This is a genomic window from Flavobacterium magnum (assembly GCF_003055625.1).
Taxonomy (GTDB): domain Bacteria; phylum Bacteroidota; class Bacteroidia; order Flavobacteriales; family Flavobacteriaceae; genus Flavobacterium; species Flavobacterium magnum.
The window spans coordinates 677,717-698,540 of the sequence record NZ_CP028811.1; the positions used below are offsets into that span (position 1 = coordinate 677,717).

A 20,824-nucleotide genomic window follows, 5' to 3' on the forward strand; every position below is an offset into this window, starting at 1 on the left:
GCTGTCCTACTACACGCGCTTCGTCCCATTGATTGTCTCAAACAACTCCAGGGCATTCCCGTCAGTCAGTAACGAAACAAAGTGGCAGATGTGCAGCAATCTGGCGTAAAGCCCTTCTTTTTCTTCAAGGAATTTTTCGGGCAGCATTTTCAAAATCAGTTTGTCGTAATTGGTGCAGTTGTTGTCAGCTTTATTGTTAAAAGCGGTAATAAATCGGTCGAGCAGCGTCTGGATAATCTGGTACCCAACAAGCTCTTTTTCAATCACTTCGCGGCTTTGGTAGATGTTTTTGATGCTCAGGCTGATGATGTCATCCATCTGGGCCTTGTACTTTGATTTATCTGTCAGGGCCTGATGGAATGCGCCGTCCAGAATGGCTTCCTCATTTTCAACAAACACGTTGACCGCGTCATTGATCAGGCTCCCGATGGCCAGTGCCCGCAGGTAGCTGATGCGGTCTTCCTTTGTTGTAAGCGCATTGTATTTGGCGGCATCGATGTTGTACTTGACGAGTTTAATAAGGTATTCCAAAGCGTAATCTTCCGAAACCAGTCCCAGGTTGATCCCATCTTCAAAATCGATGATGGTGTAGCAGATGTCGTCGGCGGCTTCGACCAGGAACGCCAGCGGATGGCGCTCAAAACCGATATCGCTGCCGGATTTATTTGGGATCAGCCCGAGCTCGTCGGCCACTTCCTTAAAGAAGGCCTTGTCTGACTGGAAGAAGCCGTACTTCTTATCCGAAATGTTCTGCGTGGGCTTCTTCGGCAGGCTTTCCTTTGGATATTTCATAAAGGCACCCAGCGTGGCATAAGAAATCCGCAGGCCGCCCTCAATTCCGGGACGGCTGCCTGTGAGCACGGCAAATCCATTGGCATTGCCTTCAAAATCAACCAGATCCTGCCATTCCTTTGGTGTCAGGTGCTCCTGAAATTTCCGGCCGTTACCGATAGAGAAATATTCTCCGATAGCCTTTTCACCCGAATGCCCGAATGGTGGGTTTCCGATGTCGTGGGCCAGTGATGCGGCGGCGACAATCGCGCCAAAGTCGTTCATATGGAACCCGTGCACTTCGCTCAGGTAAGGGTATTTTTCGATAATCTTCTTACCGACAAGCCGGCCTAAAGAGCGACCCACGACCGACACCTCAAGGCTGTGCGTAAGGCGTGTGTGGACGAAGTCGGTTTTGGATAAAGGGATGACCTGCGTTTTGTCCTGCAGGCTCCGGAAGGCCGATGAGAAGATGATGCGGTCGTAATCGACTTCAAAGCCGAGGCGTGTATCGCGTTCTTCCCTGCGCAGGCGCTTGCCCTTGTCGCCGAGTTTCTTAAGTGAGAGGAGTTGTTCCCAGTGCATCATGTCTGTATTTCGATAGAGGCTATTCCTTCAGGTTGGACAGAAAGAAATCCCGTGATTTTTGTGGATACCAGCCTGCACTCGCATCGCTTGGATTGGCAATTACCGATTTGATGTTGATTTCGTCACCAATCTTGAATTTCCCGGCTTCGGTATACTTATAATCAAGCAGGTATGGCCCGCAGAAGTAATTGCCGAAATCGTCTTTTTCTATGAGTCCGGTGTAGACTCCTTTTTGTTTTGCCATGGTTGGTATGTTTATGTATAAGGTAACGCTTTGGCACCTTTTAAACCTCAGATAAATGGAAACAGCCGCCTATGCGACAGCTGTTTCAAATATACGATTAAAGTCTAAAATCCGTGGTCATGACCCGCACATTTCACAATCGTCCGGTTCGGCATTGCGAGAACGCTCGATCATCGCGCGGAACTCGTCCGCATTGATTGCTTCCACCTCGACGGCCGGCGCAGCCACTTCCTGTTTTAACATCGGTGCCGGTTCCTGTACTGAAGGAATCGTTTCCTCTTTTTTGTCGTTGTTCAGCGTAAACTTGATCGCATCGACGGCTGATTTGGTCCTGAGGTAATACATCCCCGTTTTCAATCCCGACTGCCAGGCGTAGAAGTGCATTGAGGTCAGTTTGGCATAATTCGCATCCTGCATAAAAAGGTTCAGCGATTGCGACTGGTCAATGAAATAGCCCCTGTGGCGCGACATATCGATAATGTCTTTCATCGACATTTCCCAAACGGTTTTGTACAAATCCTTTAAATCCTGCGGGATACGCTCGATATGTTGCACCGACCCGTTGTGGCGCATGATTTCCTGCTTCAGGTCCTCATTCCAGAGTCCGCGTTTCACCAGGTCTTCCAGTAAATGCTTGTTCACCACAATGAACTCGCCTGATAGCACCCGGCGTGTATAAATATTCGATGTGTATGGTTCAAATGCTTCGTTGTTCCCAAGAATCTGTGAAGTAGACGCTGTTGGCATCGGGGCAACCAAAAGCGAGTTACGCACACCGTGCTTCATGACTTCCTTACGTAATGACGCCCAGTCCCAACGGCCTGATAAATCTTCGTCCTTCAATCCCCAAAGGTTATACTGGAATTCTCCCTGAGAAATCGGCGAACCTTCAAAGGTTTGGTACGGGCCTTCTTCCATGGCCGCTTCCATTGACGCTGTGACAGCCGCGAAGTATAGGGTTTCAAAGATTTCCTGGTTCAATGCCTTTGCCTCATCTGAGGTAAACGGCAAGCGCAGCATGATAAATGCATCGGCCAGTCCCTGTACACCCAATCCTACCGGACGGTGGCGCATGTTCGAATTCTCGGCTTCGGGCACCGGGTAGTAGTTCCTGTCAATGACTTTATTGAGGTTTTTCGTAACGCGTTTGGTCACGGTATACAGCAGTTCGTGGTTGAACTTGCCGTCTTCTACGAACATCGGCAGTGAGATCGATGCCAGGTTGCATACCGCAATCTCGTCCTTCGACGTGTATTCCATAATCTCGGTACACAGGTTCGAGGAACGGATGGTTCCGAGGTTCTTCTGGTTCGACTTGCGGTTTGCAGCATCCTTGTACAGCATGTACGGCGTACCGGTCTCGATCTGCGATTCGAGGATTTTTTCCCAAAGCTCACGCGCCTTGATGGTTTTCCTGCCTTTTCCGGCTTTCTCATAGCCTATGTAAAGGTTTTCGAATTCCTCTCCGTAAACGTCATACAATCCGGGGCATTCGTTAGGACACATCAGCGTCCAGTATGAATCTTCCTGCACGCGTTTCATGAACAGGTCGGATGTCCACATCGCTAAAAACAGGTCACGCGCCCGCATTTCCTCTTTTCCGTGGTTTTTCTTCAGATCAAGGAATTCCATAATATCGGCGTGCCAGGTTTCAATGTAAATGGCGAAACTTCCCTTGCGCTTTCCGCCGCCCTGGTCTACATAACGCGCGGTATCGTTGAATACACGCAACATGGGTACAATCCCGTTCGAAGTTCCGTTTGTCCCCCGGATATACGAACCTGTGGCGCGCACGTTATGGATGGACAATCCGATCCCTCCGGCCGACTGTGATATTTTCGCCGTCTGCTTCAGCGTGTCGTAAATGCCGTCAATGCTGTCGTCCTGCATCGCCAAAAGGAAACACGAAGACATCTGTGGTTTTGGCGTTCCGGCGTTGAACAAGGTCGGGGTAGCATGGGTGAAGAATTTCTTCGACATCAGGTCGTAGGTCTCTATCACGGCCTGCAGGTCGTCAAGGTGGATTCCCACAGAAACACGCATCAGCATGTGCTGCGGGCGCTCAACGATTTTGCCATTTATTTTGAGCAGGTAAGAACGCTCGAGCGTCTTGAACCCGAAATAGTCATAGTTAAAATCCCGGTTGTAAATCACGTGCGAATCCAGGAATTCCGCGTTCTTCTGTATTACCTCATGCACTTCTTCAGAAAGCAGCGGCGAGGCCATCCCGGTCCTTGGGTTCACATAATGGTACATTTCGTTCATCGTCTCCGAGAACGATTTTTTTGTATTGGAATGCAAATTTGAAATTGCGATACGCGCTGCCAGCTGGGCATAATCCGGGTGTGCAATGGTCATGGATGCAGCGGTTTCAGCAGCAAGGTTGTCCAGCTCGGAAGTCGACACCCCGTCATACAATCCTTCAATGACGCGCATGGCGACTTTCACCGGATCCACGAGGTGGTTGAGTCCGTAACACAATTTCTTGATGCGCTCAGTAATCTTGTCGAACATCACCGGCTCTTTCTTGCCGTCTCTTTTTACTACATACATAGGCTGTTGTTTTGTGAAGCAGGAAATCCCTTCCCTTACTTCGGGTTATTTGTAAATATTTGTTTACTTGGTCAGTCCGGCCTTGGCGCCCGGTTCTTTTTGGCAGACAATTCCCGCTCTGCGCTTTTATCTTTTCCCTGCTAAAGAAGCAGTAAAAAGGATAACCGCTGCGATCGGGGCTGCAAATCCTACTCGCCGGACAAGTCCGGAGATGATGAACGTAAATTACGGGCGTGAAAATCTAAAAATCGGCGTCGAAACTAATCTTTTGTGCGTCGGTATCGTTTCCGTTGCCGCTGTTCAGCACACCGGCTTTCTGGTATTCCGATACTTTTTTCTCAAAGAAATTCGTTTTCCCCTGCAATGAAATCATGTCCATGAAATCAAACGGGTTTGAGGTATTGTATTCGCGGTTGCAGCCCAATTCCACCAACAGGCGGTCGGTCACAAACTCGAGATATTGTGTCATTAAATTGGCATTCATCCCAATCAGGCTGACCGGCAGCGACTCTGTAATGAATTCGCGTTCGATATCCAGCGCTTCCACGATAATTTCCCGGATGCGTTTTTTCGGCACTTTATGGATCAGGTGGTGGTTGTGCAGGTGCACGGCAAAATCGCAATGCACACCTTCATCCCTCGAAATCAATTCGTTGGAAAAGGTCAGCCCCGGCATCAGTCCGCGTTTCTTGAGCCAGTAAATGGAGCAGAACGCGCCCGAGAAAAAGATTCCTTCCACCGCAGCGAATGCAATCAGCCTTTCCGCAAACGAATCGGAAGCAATCCATCTTAAAGCCCATTCCGCCTTTTTCCTGATGGCCGGAAACACTTCCAGCGCATTGAAAAGCTGGTCTTTTTCAAACTCATCCTTTACGTAAGTATCGATCAAAAGCGAATAGGTTTCACTGTGGATGTTTTCCATCATGATCTGGAAACCGTAAAAGAATTTGGCTTCCGCGTACTGTACCTCATTTACGAAATTCTCGGCGAGGTTCTCGTTTACGATACCGTCTGAGGCAGCGAAAAATGCCAGTATGTGTTTGATGAAATATTTCTCGTCCTCGTTAAGCTTGTTGTTCCAGTCATTCAAGTCCTGCGACAGGTCGATTTCCTCAGCAGTCCAGAAACTCGCTTCCATTTTCTTATACCACTCCCAAATGTCGTGGTGCTTGATCGGGAAGATTACAAATCGGTTTTTATTCTCCTGTAAAATGGGTTCCTGCGTCGACATGCTTTTTTGGGTTTCTTACGGTTTTAAGGGATTTTTTTGCTCGTTCTGAGTGATACAAAGATTGGCATTTCAGACGGTTTATAAAAGCCAAAAAAAGCCTACTTATCCACAATAAGGCGGAGTTTTTAACAAAGCGCAAAGTGGTGTGAAAGTTTTTTCTTATTTTATAAGTAATTGTTTTTCAATTATTTATAAAATTGATTTGATGCTGAAGTGCCGTAAAATAAAGGAATCTGAGGGCAGTACATTTTGAGGAAGCCGTCGCCGGACGGGAATTACTTTTTAAGTTCCGAAGCGACCTTTTCAAGCTCGGCATACCAGTCTTCCCCAAATCTTCGGATCAGCGCTTCTTTTACGAATTTATACACCGGGACTTCGAGTTCGGCGCCAAGGGCACAGGCCGGATCACAGATGTCCCAGCGGTCGTAATTAACTGCAGCAAACTCTGTAAAATCCTTTACGCGGATCGGATACAAATGACAGGAAACCGGTTTCTTCCAATCCACCACGCCCTGGTTGTAGGCCTGTTCAATCCCGCAAAGCGCGGTTTTCCCATCGAAAATCACATACGCGCAATCCTTGTTGTCAATCAGCGGGGTTTCGAGATCGTTATCTGTACCCACAATCCAGGTGCCCTGCGCTTCAATAGCCGCTATGCCTTCCTTACGCAGGAATGGCCTGACCTTCGGATAAATACGTTCCAGAATTTTGGTCTCCTCTTCAATTAAGGGTGCGCCGGCATCGCCATCGACACAGCAGCCGCCATGGCAGGCGGACAGGTTGCAGACGAATTCATTCTGCAGGATCTCTTCCGAAACGATCGTTTTCCCTAATTGAAACATGCGGCAAATATACAACTCGGATTTTGATTTGAGCCCACGAATTGCACCCGGATAATATTAACGCAATTTTAGCGTGACCAGGCTATAAAAGCGGTAATTTTGCATGGCATTCAAAAACACGTTATGAACTTCGATATCAGGCAGGTTATTACCGTCACGATGGTGCTTTTTGCGGTGATCGACATTGTCGGGTCTATTCCGATTATCGTCGACCTGAGGCGGAAACACGGCCACATAGAATCTGAAAAAGCATCACTGGTCGCCGCGATTATCATGGTCGTATTTTTATTTGCAGGCGAAGAACTGCTGAACCTGATTGGGATTGATGTAAATTCATTTGCCGTCGCAGGTGCGTTTGTATTGTTTTTCCTCGCTTTGGAAATGATCCTGGGCATCCGCATTTACAGGGATGAAGAGTCGAATTCGGCTTCCATCGTACCCATAGCTTTTCCGCTCATTGCGGGTGCGGGCACGATGACTACGCTGTTGTCGCTGCGCGCGCAGTTTTACGCCATCAATATCATTACCGCTATAGTGCTCAATATCATATTGGTCTACTTTGTGCTCCGATCATCAGGCAAAATAGAAAAAATACTGGGCAAAAACGGGCTTGGGGTAATCCGTAAAGCCTTTGGCGTTGTGCTACTTGCGATTGCTGTTAAATTATTTGCGTCTAATGTTAAAGCCTTGTTCGTTTGACCGGTTTTTTATTACTTTCGGTAAAAATTTTATAATAAGATGAAGATTTTCACAACTATATTAATTTTTTTCGCATTGGCATTGATTGTGTTCAATATTACCCAATTGAATTTCAAGAACTTGCTTGTCGGCGACAGCCTCGTCGCCCTGATTGGGATCGTCGCCTCTTTTTGCGCCGTTTTCATTTTGATTATCTTCAGGATGTCAAAAGCGATAGAGCACAAGACCAAAAACCAATAATTGATGTTTGATGTTTTGATTTTTGGCGGAGGCGTTTCCGGTGTTTCGTGTGCCCTGGTGTTGGGTTCCGCTGTAAACAAACCCTATGCTTCAAACCGGAAGATAGGTATTTTCACACACCAGAAAACCTCGAACCTGCAGGAAGCACTTTTCAACAATGCTTATGGTATCGCACCCGGGACGACCGGCGCCGATCTACTGTCACAAAGCACTGCTCAGCTGGCTGACAGATATCCGCATGTAGTGCAGCTAGCGAATGAAAAGGTCATTAAAGTTGCAGGTGCGTCTCCTGAATTTACCGTAACCACCAATAAAGGCGTATACAAAGCCGGTTGCATTGTGGTAGCCATCGGATGGACCAACACATTTGCGATCGACGGCTTAATGGAATATGTAGTACCCCATAAAAAAGCCATTCCCGAAAAAAACCGAATTCAGTTGCGGAATACGGATCACAAAGTTGCTGAAGGCATTTATGTCGCGGGAACGCTTGCCGGATGGAGAAGCCAGCTTGCCATTGCGGCGGGAAGCGGCGCGGCGGTCGCTACTGACATCCTTACGGTTTGGAACGACGGCAACCAGAGCCAGTCGCACGATAGCATCAGGAAGTAGCCGGTTTATTGAGGATGGCGTTGATCATCGCATCGCGCGACAAGATGATTTCAAAATATTTCTTATCACCGAACAGTTGCTGTGCAAATTCAGCCAGTATGTATCGTTTCACGAGTTCCTTTTCCTGATCCAGTTTCACGTTCAACCCGTTGGCCGAAAGGTATTTGGCGAAGGCCCCGTAAAATATATCTTTACTGTTCATGTAGGCTAAGAATGCGGGATAGTCCATTTGCGTGAACAGCCGCCTTCCCTGCTCCAGTTGCTCAAATACGAAAAAGCCCGTGATGCCGGACTCCAGCATGTAGCCCAGCCGCTCGTCGCCGTGCACGGTCTCGAGCGGGACGAAGATATCCGGCACGATGCCGCCTCCGCCGTAGACGATTTTGCCTTTCGGGGTGCGGAATTTCAGCGTATCGGCAATTTTGATGCTGTCCTTCTTGTACAATTCCCCGCTTTCAAAACGGTGGCCGAAATCCTTATAATAGGCCTCCTTGCCATGCTCATATGATTTTTGTATCGAACGACCCGTTGGGGTGTAATATCTCGCTACGGTAAGCCGCACCGCAGATCCATCTTCAAAATTCATCTCGCGCTGCACCAGTCCTTTCCCGAACGAGCGCCTTCCCACAATCGTACCGCGGTCATTGTCCTGGATCGCCCCGGCAAAAATCTCACTTGCTGAGGCGGCATTCTCATTGATCAGCACATAGAGATTTCCATTTTCGAAATCACCGCGCGTCGACGCGTATGTTTTTTCAATCTTGCCCTTCTTGCTCTTTGTAAAGACAATCATGCGTCCTTTGGGCAGGAACTCATCGGCAATTTCGACGGCCTTTTCAAGATACCCGCCGCCATTGTCCCGCACGTCCACAATCAGTGTTTTTGCGCCAAGGCGTTTGAGCTCAAGCAGTCCTTTATGGAATTCATCATAAGTGGTTTCCGCAAAGCGGTTGATTTTGATGTAACCGGCGGTTTTATTGATCATTAACGCCACATCAACGCTTTTGATCGGCACCACATCGCGCTTGACGGTCACATCAAATCGCTTGTTCTCGCTTTTACGCAAAATGGTCAGTTTCACTTCTGAATCCACCTCGCCCTTAAGCCTCGCGTACAAATCCTCGGTGGTAAATTTCCGCCCGAAAAGCTTTTCCTTATTGGCATATAAAATCCTGTCGCCGGCGATAATCCCGGCCTTGTCGCATGGTCCGCCGGGCATCGGCCTGATCACCGACACGGTGTCGTTATACATGTAAAAGTTAACCCCAATCCCGACAAAATCGCCTTTCATACTTTGCGAAACATCCTCCATCTCGTTTTTCGCGATGTAGACCGAATGTGGGTCCAGTTTGTCAAGGATGTTATTGACAGTGAGGTCGACGATCGAATCGGTATTGACGTCGTCAACGTATTCGCTGTCAATAAAATCAATCAGTTTGTTAAGCTTGTTCTTGTGTGTATTTGATGACAGGATTTCACGATCGACGGGGATGTTGAGCAGGGTGCCCAATGCCATCCCGAGCGCCAGGGTAGTGAACACGAGGATTGGTAAATAATGCCTGTCTTTTTTCATGATTCTGATGCAATATGGACCACTTCGACCCCGGCTTTGGTCAGGAAATCGATGCCCGATTCATCCCGGTAACCGCTGCTGTACACGACGCGTTTGATGCCTGACTGGTGGATAAGCTTACTGCATTCCCTGCACGGCGAGAGCGTGATGTACAACGTAGCGCCTTCGCAGGACTGTGTGGACCGCGCGACTTTCAGGATGGCATTGGCTTCCGCATGAAGGACGTACCATTGGGTGAGTCCGGTGTCATCCTCGCAGCAATTATCGAAACCGCTGGGCGTGCCGTTGTATCCGTCCGAGATGATCATCCGGTCTTTCACGATAATGGCGCCCACCTGTTTGCGCCTGCAATACGACAATTGACCCCATTCCTTTGCAATGCGCAGGTAGGCTTTGTCATACTTGTTGCGTTTCTCAATGCTCATAATGTAAAAGTAGGGATAATTTTTGGCCAAAGTAAATGATTTTATCTGATGTAAAGGCTTTACGCGATACTATTTGTGCCAAAGCCAATGGTCCACAATCATCGGAAGGACGACGCCGGTTACAAACGACGCCATGACCAGTGTCCAGTCGCGTTTGGAAAACCGGAAAAACGTCTGGATGACATACGATATGATCAGGACGATCAGGACGACAATGATCTGCGCTGATTCGATGCCGAGAGCGAACTCAAGCGACGGCAACAGTTTATCTGAAGCCGATCCGGGCAGCAACTGCCTGAAATATCCGGCAAAACCAAGTCCGTGGATGATACCGAAAAAAAGTGTGACAAAGCCCACGATGCTGATGCTTTCGGTTTTAGAGGATTTCCCGGCAGTAAAAAGGTGAAACAGCGCGGTGATTAAAATTGTAATGGGTATCAGGAACTCGACCAGTCCGGGATTCACGGTGACCATACCATACACGGAAAGGATCAGTGACAGGGTGTGGCCTACAGTAAAAAAGCTGACCAGGATCAGCACGCGCTTCCAGTCCTTGAAAGCATAAGGTACCACGAGCGCAATCAGGAACAGGACATGGTCGTAGGCATTGATGTCGAGCACATGCCGCAATCCGATTTGAAAATAACTCCAGAATTCAGACATCATACGGGTAACATTTAGGGTTCCCAAACATACAATTATTTTTCAAAAGGAGTGATTTTTGTCAAAACCGATTCGGAAAGCGCCTCAAAATCTTTGCAATTCCCATCAATTAAAATTGAAATACTTTTATATTTGCAGGACAAACTAAACCAAAGAAAATTATGTCATTTTCAGATTTATTCGACAGCGAATTCAAAACCAGGAACAAGGGTCATTTCTCAGCCATAGTGCGCGTGGCGTTAGCCGACGGCGTGCTGGTTCCGGAAGAAAAATCATTTTTGGACAAGCTTGCAGGAAAACTTGACATTTCCGCCGATGAATATGAGGAAATCCTGGAGAATCCGCTGAAATACCCTATCAACCCGCCATACCTGTACGTACAAAGGCTCGAGCGTCTTTACGACCTGTCACGCATGGTCCATGTGGACCACCACCTGGGTGACAAACAGGATATATTACTGAAGAAATTTGCCCTGGCGCTGGGTTTTACACCGGGCAACGTGAACCATATCGTCAATAAGGCGATGTCGCTTGTGGATAAAAAAGTGGATTCGGAAACATTCATCTACGAGATGCAGCACATGAACAAATAGTTCCGGTTCAAAACGGACAAATCAAAAAAGCTTCCTGATCGGGAAGCTTTTTTTATATTCTGTAGTCAATGCCGTGGTCCGGAACCGTCTGGCCTCAGCGACTGTTCCTCATAAATTCCTCCGCCTTTTCGACCATATTATAGCTTCCGCAGAAAAACGGCACGCGCTGGTGCAGTTCCGTAGGCTGGATTTCCATGATCCGCCCGAAGCCATCCGAAGCTTTTCCACCGGCCTGTTCGGTAATAAACGCCATCGGATTGCATTCGTACAACAAACGCAGCTTGCCTTTCGGCGCTTTAGAACTTGTCGGGTAGATGTATATTCCCCCTTTAATCATGTTGCGGTGGATGTCAGAAACGAGGCTGCCGATGTAACGTGACGTATACGGACGGTCGCCTTCCTCAAGCTGGCAATATTTGATGTAGTCTTTCACGCCCTGCGGAAAATGGACGTAGTTCCCTTCATTGATGGAATAAATCTTGCCGTCCTTTGCAAATTGCATGTTGGGGTGTGAGAGGTAAAACGTCCCGATGGCCGGGTTCAGCGTAAAACCGTTGACACCGTGTCCCGTCGTATACACAAGCATCGTCGACGTGCCATAAATCACGTAACCTGCCGCCACCTGCGCGGTTCCCGGCTGCAGGAAATCCTCGAGTGTCACCGGCGTACCGATGGGGGTGATCCGTCGGAATACCGAAAAAATGGTTCCCACAGGAACGTTCACGTCGATATTGGAAGAACCATCCAGCGGGTCCATCAGGACCACATATTTGTTGTTGTGCCCTTCGTCCAATCCCTGCACGGTGATAAAGTCGTCATTCTCCTCAGACGCGATGCCGCATACGATCTCGCGGTTAATCAGCGTCTGGATGAAAACCTCGTTGGCATACACATCGAGCTTCTGCTGGTCCTCGCCCTGCACATTCTGCTCGCCCGCCGCGCCGATAATGTCGACCAGTCCGGCTTTGTTCACCTTGTAATTGACAACCTTTGCCGCGAGGCGGATCGAATTGATGATTTTGGACAGCTCGCCTGTCGAGTAGTTGTGGTCCTTCTGTTTCTCAATGATGAATTCCCCTAAGGTCCTGTTGCGTTCTTCCATTACGAAATCGTTGTAGTTAGTTAGGCACAAAAATATCGGTTTTTTTGCGAAATTGTGGCTGTTTTTGAAAGATAGTTTTCGGGATTTGTATATTTGTCCCATAACACCAAAACCCACAGCCCATCGCAGCGTCTGCCCGGTTTTTATTTTATATCCGAAAACAAAAGATAACTGCCGGCGCGGAATAAATCCCCTGAAAAAATGATCGTAAGGAAAGGCGAAAAAAAAGACATGCCGGCCGTCCTGGCACTCATTACGGAACTCGCGGTTTTTGAAAAGGAACCTGAAGCGGTTGTCGTAACCGTTGAAGACCTGGAACGCGACGGTTTTTGTGAAAACCCGCTGTTCCATACATTTGTGGCTGAATCACGACAGGGCGAAATCGTGGGAATGGCACTGTATTATTACCGGTATTCCACCTGGAAAGGCCGCACAATCCATCTCGAAGACCTGATCGTCACCGAAACCATGCGCGGCACCGGGATCGGGCTGAGGCTCTACCGCGAAATCATCGCACAGGGAAAACGCGATGGAGTGCGACGGATTGAGTGGAACGTACTGGACTGGAACACACAGGCCATAGTGTTTTACGAAAAGTCGGGCGCGCAGGTGCTGGCGGATTGGCGGGTAGTGCATATGGACGGGGCTGGAATAGACCGCTTTTTGGATCAATAATAAATCCCTACAAAGAAATACGTTTTCCGTGTTTCAGCGTGGTTAACATATACCTTATGAGAATATTCAAATTTGGCGGCGCTTCGGTAAAAGATGCTGCAGGCATTCGGAATGTATATAACGTGCTGCAGCAGGTCGGTTATGAAGATGTGTTGCTCGTCGTATCCGCGATGGGTAAGACCACCAACGCGCTCGAATTGGTCATCAGGAATTACTTTGACAAATCGAAAGAGCTCCAGGCTTCAGTGCAGGAAGTGCGCAAATACCACAACCAGATCCTGCTGGATTTGTTCCATGATGAAAAACATGCGGTTTTTACCGATGTCAACCGGCTGTTTGCCGATCTGGAGACTTTCCTTTCACAGAACAAATCCCCGAATTACAATTTCGTTTACGACCAGGTAGTGAGTATGGGGGAACTGATTTCGACGACAATCCTGGCACACTACATGAATAATTCGGGCATAAACACCCACTGGATTGACGTGCGTCACTTCATCAAGACCGACAACACCTATCGCGACGCCAATGTCGACTGGGAACAGACGCAGAAAAATATTTCCAGGAATGTAAAGCGCAGGATGCTCAATGTTACGCAGGGTTTCCTGGGTTCGGATGAGAACAATTTCACGACCACTTTAGGCCGCGAGGGCTCTGATTATACCGCAGCGATTTTTGCGTATTGCCTCAATGCCGAGAGCGTCACGATCTGGAAAGATGTACCGGGCGTGATGAACGCTGATCCGCGGTATTTTGAAAATGCAACTTTGCTGAACCAGATTTCCTACCGGGAAGCCATTGAGCTTGCATTCTACGGTGCGACGGTCATCCATCCCAAGACATTGCAGCCATTGCAGCGCAAGGAAATACCGTTGTATGTAAAATCGTTTCTCAATCCCGGATTACCCGGAACGCGCGTGTCGAAGGGTATGGACCTTGATCCGAACCTGCCGTGTTTTATCGTGAAGAAGGAGCAATTGCTGATCTCGCTCTCCTCCATTGATTTTTCGTTTATCATGGAGGAAAACATCAGCGAGATTTTCAGCCTGCTGCACCAATACAAGATGAAGGTAAGCCTGATCCAGAATTCGGCCATCAGTTTTTCAGTGTGTATCGAGGATAAATTCGGCAATTTCAACGAACTGAAAAATGTGCTGTCGAAAAAATTCAAGGTCGCTTACAATGAAAACGTCTCTTTATACACCATAAGGCATTTCGATGAGAAAGCGGCCAAAATCGTAGAGAAGAACAAGCAGGTTTTACTTCGGCAGATGAGCCGCGAAACGCTGCAGCTGGTCACAAAAGATGCCGGTGCGCTGGCCGGATGAAAACCAAAACGCATCAGCGCATACCATACAATATCCGATGAACTCACCGCCTGATTTTGAGGCTATCAAATTTTCTCCTTAAATATACGTTGTAACGGATGCTTAAAAATTGGCTTGTGATATTGGCGGTGTTGTGCTTTTCGGGATTGTACTCCCAGGAAGTGCAGTCGCCGTACCGAAACCATAAAATCCTTGCCACTCGGGACACAGTGCGGCTCGACAGTGTGAGCATCAATCCGGCTTTCTTTAAACTGACCGACCGGCAGGGCCGGTCCGTCGACAGTATTTATTACAAGGTCAATTTTTCACGGGGTTTCCTTGTGTTCAATGAAAATGCTCCATTCATAAACGACTCGGTTTCGGTGCGGTTCCTGAAGCTTCCTGATTTCCTGACTAAAGAATACCGCATGTACGACCGGTCACAAATCGTCGAAAATGGGTTGTACCAGGTGTCGCGCGATCCGGTGAAGCAATTCGTGCCATTTGAAGGGCTGAACACCTCGGGCAGCATCACACGCGGCATCACGGTTGGGAACAACCAGAATGCAACGGTAAATTCGGCCCTGGATTTACAGATTACCGGAAAAATCTCGGATAAGGTCAGTCTGCGCGCATCGATACAAGACACCAACATCCCGCTGCAGGAAGGCGGCTATTCGCAGAAGCTGGATGAATTCGACCAGATTTTCATCGAACTTTTCAGCGAAAAGTGGAACATCCGGGCGGGAGACCTGTTCCTTGAAAACCGAAAATCAAAATTCCTGAACTTCAATAAAAAGGTACAGGGCGTCGCCGCTTCATTTGATTTCGGCGCACCGGAAAATAAAACCACGGTCTTTGCGTCGGCGGCATTGGTACGCGGACAGTACGCCCGCAGCAGTTTCACGGGGCAGGAAGGCAATCAGGGACCTTACAAGCTGAAGGGCCAGAATGGCGAACTCTTTATCCTCGTGGTTTCGGGCTCAGAGCGGGTTTACGTCAATGGCATTTTACTGAAACGGGGCGAAAGCAACGATTATGTAATCGATTATAATGCGGGCGAAATCACCTTTACCTCACTGTTCCCGATCACCTCTGAGATGCGCATCAACATCGAGTATCAATATTCGGACAAAAATTACACCCGCTTCGTGACGTATGCCGGCGCATCACATGAGCAGGAAAAATGGAGCCTGAGCGGCTACCTGTATTCCGAAAATGACGTGAAGAACCAGCCTGTCCAGCAAAATCTTTCGGCGGAACAGGTGCAGGCGCTGGCTGCAGCGGGCGACAACCCGACGCAAATGATTGTTCCCTCGGCGTACGAGGATGCGTTTTCGGATAATAAGATTTTATACAGAAAAGTATTGGCCGACGGCACGGAGATTTTTGAATACTCCACCAATCCGGACGATGTCCTGTACAATGTACGGTTTTCCCTCGTCGGCAATAACCAGGGCAATTACATCCTCAAAACCGTGACCGGCATCGGGAAGATTTACGAATACCGCGCACCACTAAACGGTATTTTGCAGGGAAATTACGAACCCATAACGCGCCTGGTGCCGCCCGTAAAACTCCAGGTGGCCACAATAGCAGGTGCATACCATCCTGATGAAAAGACGGCTGTTGACTTTGAAATGGCCCTCAGCAACAATGACAAAAACCTATACTCGTCACTGGACGACGGGGACAACCAGGGCCTCGCGGGAAAAGTCAATGCAAGGCAAAGGCTGTATTCGGGTAAATGGACGCTGGATGCGTTTGCCAATTACCAGCTTGTGCAGAAAAAATTCCAGCCCATAGAGCGCCTGTTCACTATTGAATTTGACCGCGACTGGAACCTTATCAATCCCCTTGGCGACCAAAGCCTTGTCGTTACCGGACTGGATTTCCGGCTTGCGCAACAGGGACAGTTCACGTACCAGTTTGAAAAACTCGATTTCACGGAGCGTTTTTCGGGTGCGCGCCAGGTCATCAAAGGCAACATCAATCTTGAAAAACTTGCGGTCCGGCAGGAGGCGAGTTACCTTAAAAGCGATAGCAACGACGCGTCGTCGGAATTTCTGCGGAACCAGACACAACTGCGTTACCATTTCGGAAAAGACTGGATTGGCGGTTCATTGCGACTTGAGGACAATCAGGAAAAATTAAAGGCGACAAACCAACTTTCGGCCTTAAGCCAGCGATTCACCGAATATGGGACTTTCATCGGGCGAGGCGATTCCACTAAGGTTTTCGTGGAGTTGGGCTACCTGCACCGGGTCAACGACAGCCTGCAGCTGGGGTCACTTCGCAAAGTAAACACGTCCCATTCCTATTATATCAAATCGCGCCTGCTGAAAACCGACCGCAGCGACCTGACGCTTTTTGCCAACTACCGGACGCTCAAATTCGAGGATCCTACCAGGGAAAGCGAGCCGTCGCTGAACTCAAGGCTTTTGTACAATGACCGCTATTTCAACCAATTGGTGCAGGTGACCGCGGCTTATGAAAATTTCTCGGGAACGATTGCACAGCAGGAGTTTTCGTACGTTGAAGTCGACGCAGGCCAAGGCGTGTACACCTGGAACGACTACAATGGCAACGGCGTTCCGGAGCTTGAGGAGTTTGAAGTGGCGCAATTTTCAGACCAGGCGAAATATGTGAGGGTTTTCCTGCCGAACCAGGTGTTTTTACGCACGCATCAAAACAAGTTTTCCGCCTCGTTGACACTTAACCCGTTGCAGTGGCAAAACGAAAAAGGCATTCGGAAACTGCTTTCGTATTTCTACAACCAGACGACATTTCTCACGGAAAGGAAAATAGAGAACCGCAATGGCAATTTCGATTTTAATCCGTTCGCTTCCGCAGATGAAGGCGAACTCCTTGGCCTGAACTTCAATTTCCGGAACAGCCTGTTTTACAACCGCGGCAAGCAAAAACATTCGGTCACCTATACTTTCCTGGAATCAGAATCGAAAAGCCTGCTCTCGGCAGGATCGCAGTATGCGTTTATCGGTTCGCATCAGTTGCAGTATACGCATTTGCTCGGAAAAAGCTGGCTGGTCAATCTGGGCACGGCAGCCGGGACCTCTTCATCGGTTTCGGAAAATTATGCGGCGCGCAATTACGACGTCGGGAATTACAAAATTTCGCCAAAAATTTCTTACCTGTTCAACAAAAGCGCGAGCTGGGATTTGTTTTATGAATTCCAGCGGAAGGACAACAGGATCGGCGGAATGGAAAGTCTTTCGCAGCAACGGTTCGGCACCTCATTTACATTCGCCGGAGAAAAACAGTTTACGGTAAACGGGGAATTTTCCTTATACCAAAACCAGTTTGACGGAGATGCGCTCGCACCCGTCGCTTACCAGATGCTTGAAGGGTTGCAGCCTGGCCAGAACACCACGTGGCGGTTGCTGCTGCAGAAGAACCTCACGCAATTTCTCGACATCAACCTGAGCTACCAGGGCCGGAAAAGCGAAACCAGCAAGGCGATCCATACGGGCAGCGTGCAACTCAGGGCTTATTTTTAAAGAATTGGCAGCCACGCTGTAAACTAAAACCGCAATTAATCACTACATTACATCCGCAAACCGGAAAATGCCGTAACTAAGGCAAAACAAGAATACCTCTGGCAAAGTTTTGTTTGAACGATTAATTTTATATTTTTGTGCCGTATGAAAATCGTCCCCAGAAAATTATACATTGCATTCGCTGTCATTGCGGTCCTCACTTGTGGATTTTGCCTCGCAGGACCACCTGCTGATGGCCCTCCGCCGCCTATCCCGCCCGGACCTCCGGGAAATCCGATTGACAGCGGCATTTTATACCTGCTTGTTGCGGGTGTCGGTTACGGACTGTTCATGATCCATAGATATAAAACACAAAAGGTTGCCTGACGGCAACCTTTTTTTATTTCAGGGCTTCATCCTATAAATCAAACTTGATCCCTTGAGCCAATGGCAGGTTTGTAGTATAATTGATGGTATTGGTCTGCCTTCTCATATAAATTTTCCAGGCGTCAGAGCCGGACTCACGGCCACCGCCGGTTTCCTTTTCACCGCCGAATGCACCACCGATTTCAGCTCCCGATGTCCCGATGTTGACGTTGGCAATCCCACAATCGGAACCGGCAACCGAAAGGAAACGTTCTGCCTCACGAAGATTGTTGGTCATGATGGCGGATGACAGCCCCTGCGCTACGCCATTCTGCAGGGCAATCGCATTTTCAACATCGCCTGAATATTTCAACAGATACAATACCGGCGCGAAGGTTTCATGCTGTACAATCCGGAAACTGTTGTCAGCTTCTGCGATGGCAGGTTTCACGTAGCAGCCGCTTTCGTAACCTTCGCCTGAAAGCACGCCGCCTTCAACAAGGATTTTTCCGCCCTCGGCAACGACTTGCTCCAATGCCTTTTGGTATAGCGCGACGGCATCGGTATCGATCAGCGGACCCACGTGGTTGTTCTGATCCAATGGATTTCCGATCCTCAATTGCTTGTATGCGGACACGATGGCATCTTTCACTTTATCGTACATACTCTCATGGATAATCAGCCTGCGTGTTGACGTACAACGCTGTCCGGCAGTACCCACAGCACCGAACACGGCACCGATTACGGTCATTTTCACGTCAGCATCCGGTGTAACAATGATGGCATTGTTTCCGCCCAGTTCCAAAAGCGATTTCCCAAGGCGCCCGGCTACAGCCTGTGCCACGATTTTACCCATTCTGGTAGAACCTGTGGCAGAAACCAAAGGAATTCTTGTGTCGGCAGTCATCAGCTCCCCGATCTTGTAATCGCCGTTGATTAAGCAGGAAATACCTTCCGGTAAATTATTTTCTTTGATTACTTCAGCAATGATGTTCTGGCAGGCGATACCACAAAGAGGAGTTTTTTCAGATGGTTTCCAGATGCACACGTCACCGGCAATCCATGCCAATGCCGTATTCCACGACCAGACCGCTACCGGGAAATTGAACGCCGAGATGATCCCGACAACACCCAGCGGATGGTACTGTTCATACATCCTGTGCCCGGGGCGCTCTGAGTGCATGGTCAGTCCGTGCAGCTGGCGAGACAATCCTACCGCAAAATCACAGATGTCGATCATTTCCTGTACTTCACCGTAACCCTCCTGCAATGATTTCCCCATTTCATAGGAAACCAGTTTGCCTAAAGCTTCTTTGTTCTTACGCAATTTTTCCCCGAACTGGCGTACGATTTCACCACGCTGCGGTGCCGGCATCAAACGGAAAGTCTTGAAGGCTTCCGTGGCAGCTTTCATTGCCGTCTCGTAATCTGCTGGCGTCGACATACGGACTTTCCCGATCAGTTGCCCGTCTACCGGCGAATACGATTCGAGTATTTCGCCGTTGGCAAAATTCTGAATTCCGGTGGATGTGCCGTCGTTGATGTCTTTAATACCCAGTTGGGCGAGGGCTTCGGTCATGCCGAACTGCTGTGCTATTGTTGTTGTCATAATTGAGTTCTTTTGCGCGCAAAGGTAATTGATAATTGATAATTGGCAATGGGTAATCGCCGCTCAATGTATTGTTTGTGTGGTGCGCCGCGCTGCAACGTGAGCGCTTCGTTTGCGGATGCGCGCAGCCCCGATCGCAGCGGCATCCTTTTTGTTTTTTCTTTAAAAACAAAAAGATACAGCGGAGTGCGGGACAGGCTGCCAAAAAAATTAAAACTGAGTTACTTGGTGCCCGTATATTTTGGGTCCGCCTCCATCACCGTACCGCATTTGTCGCAGGTGCGCAATTCGGCCGAGTTGTAAAAATGTTGGTAGTGCGGCAGAAAATCCTTCTCGATGTCATGCAGCTCGAAGAAGATTTCGTAGAGTTTGTGGTTGCAGTTTTCACAGAACCAAAGCAGGCCGTCCGTAAATCCGAGGCCGGCGCGTTTGCGTTCAATGACCAGACCGATGGAATTCTCAGACCGCACCGGTGAATGCGGGATGCGGGCACCATGCAGGTACATGTCGCCGGCATGCAGCTCCATCTCCCTGCGATGGCCATCTTCCTGAATGACCACCTTAATACTGCCTTCAAGCTGGTAGAAAAGCTCTTCTGTCTCGTTGTAATGGAAATCCTTTCGCGCGTTGGGACCGGCAACGACCATCACGATGTAATCCTGCGAATGCACATACACATTTTTGTTCCCCACCGGCGGCTTGAGCAGGTGGCGGTGGTCATTAATCCATTGGTTCAGGTTGAAGGGTTTTGTCGAAGCCATGGCGATATCTATGGTTAAAGTTTGCGCAAGCTAAAATCCGGACTGTCGGATTGTGGGGCAATCGACTCCAGATTCACGCGTTTGCGGTTTTCAAAAGCCCTATAAAAATACGCTATTTTATCTGAATCTGCGTCGGATTGAAGATTTGCGGAACGGGACCGCCCGCTTTGTCAATGGCGATGGTGCCTTTTACAAAGATCATTTTGCCTTTTGCCGTGGCGAGATTGACCTTCATGCGCTGCGCGTACTTGACATTCATCACCACGGTAAACACGTTATCGGGAAATGCCTTGTCAACATTGATATACACTACGCGGTTTTCAGTGCTGGCTTCTTTAACGGCGGCGATCCTGCCTTTTACCCACACTTCCTTTCCTATAAAATCCCTGACGCGTGACGTGGGAATTGTATCCTGTGAAAAGCCTTGGGCTGCACAGAGCAGCAGCAGCAGGGCGAACATTTTTTTCATAAAT

19 protein-coding genes are annotated in these 20,824 nt (G+C 48.7%); 7 read left to right on the top strand and 12 right to left on the bottom strand.

The genetic code is table 11. The features are described 5' to 3' along the window. Positions 1–9 precede the first annotated feature (9 nt). From HYN48_RS02635 to HYN48_RS02655, 5 genes are all read right to left on the bottom strand, one after another. A complete protein-coding gene (locus tag HYN48_RS02635) occupies positions 10–1,356 on the bottom strand; it encodes a deoxyguanosinetriphosphate triphosphohydrolase (protein ID WP_108373297.1) in 1,347 nt (448 codons plus the stop codon). A 22-nt stretch (positions 1,357–1,378) separates the two neighbouring features. Further along, positions 1,379–1,603, bottom strand: a complete 225-nt coding sequence (locus HYN48_RS02640) for a hypothetical protein (RefSeq protein ID WP_108369657.1) — start codon at positions 1,601–1,603, stop codon at positions 1,379–1,381. Positions 1,604–1,720: 117 nt separating this feature from the next. Beyond that, positions 1,721–4,156 carry a ribonucleoside-diphosphate reductase subunit alpha gene (locus tag HYN48_RS02645; RefSeq protein ID WP_108369658.1) on the bottom strand — a complete coding sequence of 812 codons (2,436 nt, stop codon included), beginning with the start codon at positions 4,154–4,156 and terminating at the stop codon, positions 1,721–1,723. Positions 4,157–4,397: 241 nt separating this feature from the next. Next, positions 4,398–5,387: a ribonucleotide-diphosphate reductase subunit beta gene (locus HYN48_RS02650; RefSeq protein WP_108369659.1), complete on the bottom strand. Its 990-nt coding sequence runs from the start codon at positions 5,385–5,387 to the stop codon at positions 4,398–4,400. A gap of 275 nt (positions 5,388–5,662) precedes the next feature. After that, on the bottom strand, positions 5,663–6,229 hold the full coding sequence (locus HYN48_RS02655; protein ID WP_108369660.1) for a DUF3109 family protein: 567 nt from the start codon (positions 6,227–6,229) through the stop codon (positions 5,663–5,665). Positions 6,230–6,352: 123 nt separating this feature from the next. On the opposite strand from HYN48_RS02655, the gene HYN48_RS02660 reads away from it, so the two are divergent. Genes HYN48_RS02660 through HYN48_RS02670 form a run of 3 tightly spaced genes read left to right on the top strand, consistent with a single transcriptional unit; the run spans position 6,353 to position 7,780 of the window. Then, entirely contained in the window at positions 6,353–6,928 is a 576-nt protein-coding gene (locus tag HYN48_RS02660) for a MarC family protein (protein WP_108369661.1), read from the top strand. Positions 6,929–6,967: 39 nt separating this feature from the next. After that, complete coding sequence (locus tag HYN48_RS02665; RefSeq protein WP_108369662.1) at positions 6,968–7,168, top strand: hypothetical protein; 201 nt, start codon at positions 6,968–6,970, stop codon at positions 7,166–7,168. A 3-nt stretch (positions 7,169–7,171) separates the two neighbouring features. Next, complete coding sequence (locus tag HYN48_RS02670; RefSeq protein WP_108369663.1) at positions 7,172–7,780, top strand: FAD-dependent oxidoreductase; 609 nt, start codon at positions 7,172–7,174, stop codon at positions 7,778–7,780. Here HYN48_RS02670 and HYN48_RS02675 read toward each other — a convergent pair. The 3 genes from HYN48_RS02675 to HYN48_RS02685 form a co-directional block, all read right to left on the bottom strand. Continuing rightward, entirely contained in the window at positions 7,770–9,353 is a 1,584-nt protein-coding gene (locus HYN48_RS02675; protein ID WP_108369664.1) for a S41 family peptidase, read from the bottom strand. The two genes, HYN48_RS02670 and HYN48_RS02675, sit on opposite strands and share 11 nt — an antisense overlap. After that, positions 9,350–9,778, bottom strand: a complete 429-nt coding sequence (locus tag HYN48_RS02680) for a deoxycytidylate deaminase (protein WP_108373299.1) — start codon at positions 9,776–9,778, stop codon at positions 9,350–9,352. The genes HYN48_RS02675 and HYN48_RS02680 overlap by 4 nt, the downstream gene beginning before the upstream one ends. A 69-nt stretch (positions 9,779–9,847) precedes the next feature. Further along, the gene (locus tag HYN48_RS02685; RefSeq protein WP_108373301.1) at positions 9,848–10,441 is read right to left on the bottom strand and encodes a HupE/UreJ family protein; all 594 of its coding nucleotides are present in this window, start codon (positions 10,439–10,441) and stop codon (positions 9,848–9,850) included. Between the two features lie 161 nt (positions 10,442–10,602). Between HYN48_RS02685 and HYN48_RS02690 the strand changes: the two genes are divergently transcribed. Next, complete coding sequence (locus tag HYN48_RS02690; protein ID WP_108369665.1) at positions 10,603–11,034, top strand: tellurite resistance TerB family protein; 432 nt, start codon at positions 10,603–10,605, stop codon at positions 11,032–11,034. 94 nt (positions 11,035–11,128) lie between these two features. Here HYN48_RS02690 and fbp read toward each other — a convergent pair whose 3' ends face one another. Continuing rightward, positions 11,129–12,136 carry a class 1 fructose-bisphosphatase gene (fbp, locus tag HYN48_RS02695; protein ID WP_108369666.1) on the bottom strand — a complete coding sequence of 336 codons (1,008 nt, stop codon included), beginning with the start codon at positions 12,134–12,136 and terminating at the stop codon, positions 11,129–11,131. A gap of 201 nt (positions 12,137–12,337) precedes the next feature. Between fbp and HYN48_RS02700 the strand changes: the two genes are divergently transcribed. From HYN48_RS02700 to HYN48_RS02710, 3 genes are all read left to right on the top strand, one after another. After that, a complete protein-coding gene (locus HYN48_RS02700) occupies positions 12,338–12,811 on the top strand; it encodes a GNAT family N-acetyltransferase (protein ID WP_108369667.1) in 474 nt (157 codons plus the stop codon). 56 nt (positions 12,812–12,867) lie between these two features. Further along, entirely contained in the window at positions 12,868–14,139 is a 1,272-nt protein-coding gene (locus tag HYN48_RS02705) for an aspartate kinase (RefSeq protein ID WP_108369668.1), read from the top strand. A gap of 98 nt (positions 14,140–14,237) precedes the next feature. Next, the gene (locus HYN48_RS02710; RefSeq protein ID WP_108369669.1) at positions 14,238–17,636 is read left to right on the top strand and encodes a hypothetical protein; all 3,399 of its coding nucleotides are present in this window, start codon (positions 14,238–14,240) and stop codon (positions 17,634–17,636) included. A gap of 397 nt (positions 17,637–18,033) precedes the next feature. On the opposite strand, the gene amaB is transcribed toward HYN48_RS02710, so the two are convergent. From amaB to HYN48_RS02730, 3 genes are all read right to left on the bottom strand, one after another. Further along, the gene (amaB, locus tag HYN48_RS02720) at positions 18,034–19,590 is read right to left on the bottom strand and encodes an L-piperidine-6-carboxylate dehydrogenase (RefSeq protein ID WP_108369670.1); all 1,557 of its coding nucleotides are present in this window, start codon (positions 19,588–19,590) and stop codon (positions 18,034–18,036) included. Positions 19,591–19,811: 221 nt separating this feature from the next. Then, positions 19,812–20,351 carry a 3-hydroxyanthranilate 3,4-dioxygenase gene (locus tag HYN48_RS02725; protein WP_108369671.1) on the bottom strand — a complete coding sequence of 180 codons (540 nt, stop codon included), beginning with the start codon at positions 20,349–20,351 and terminating at the stop codon, positions 19,812–19,814. A 112-nt stretch (positions 20,352–20,463) separates the two neighbouring features. Then, on the bottom strand, positions 20,464–20,820 hold the full coding sequence (locus HYN48_RS02730) for a hypothetical protein (RefSeq protein WP_108369672.1): 357 nt from the start codon (positions 20,818–20,820) through the stop codon (positions 20,464–20,466). Positions 20,821–20,824 lie beyond the last annotated feature (4 nt).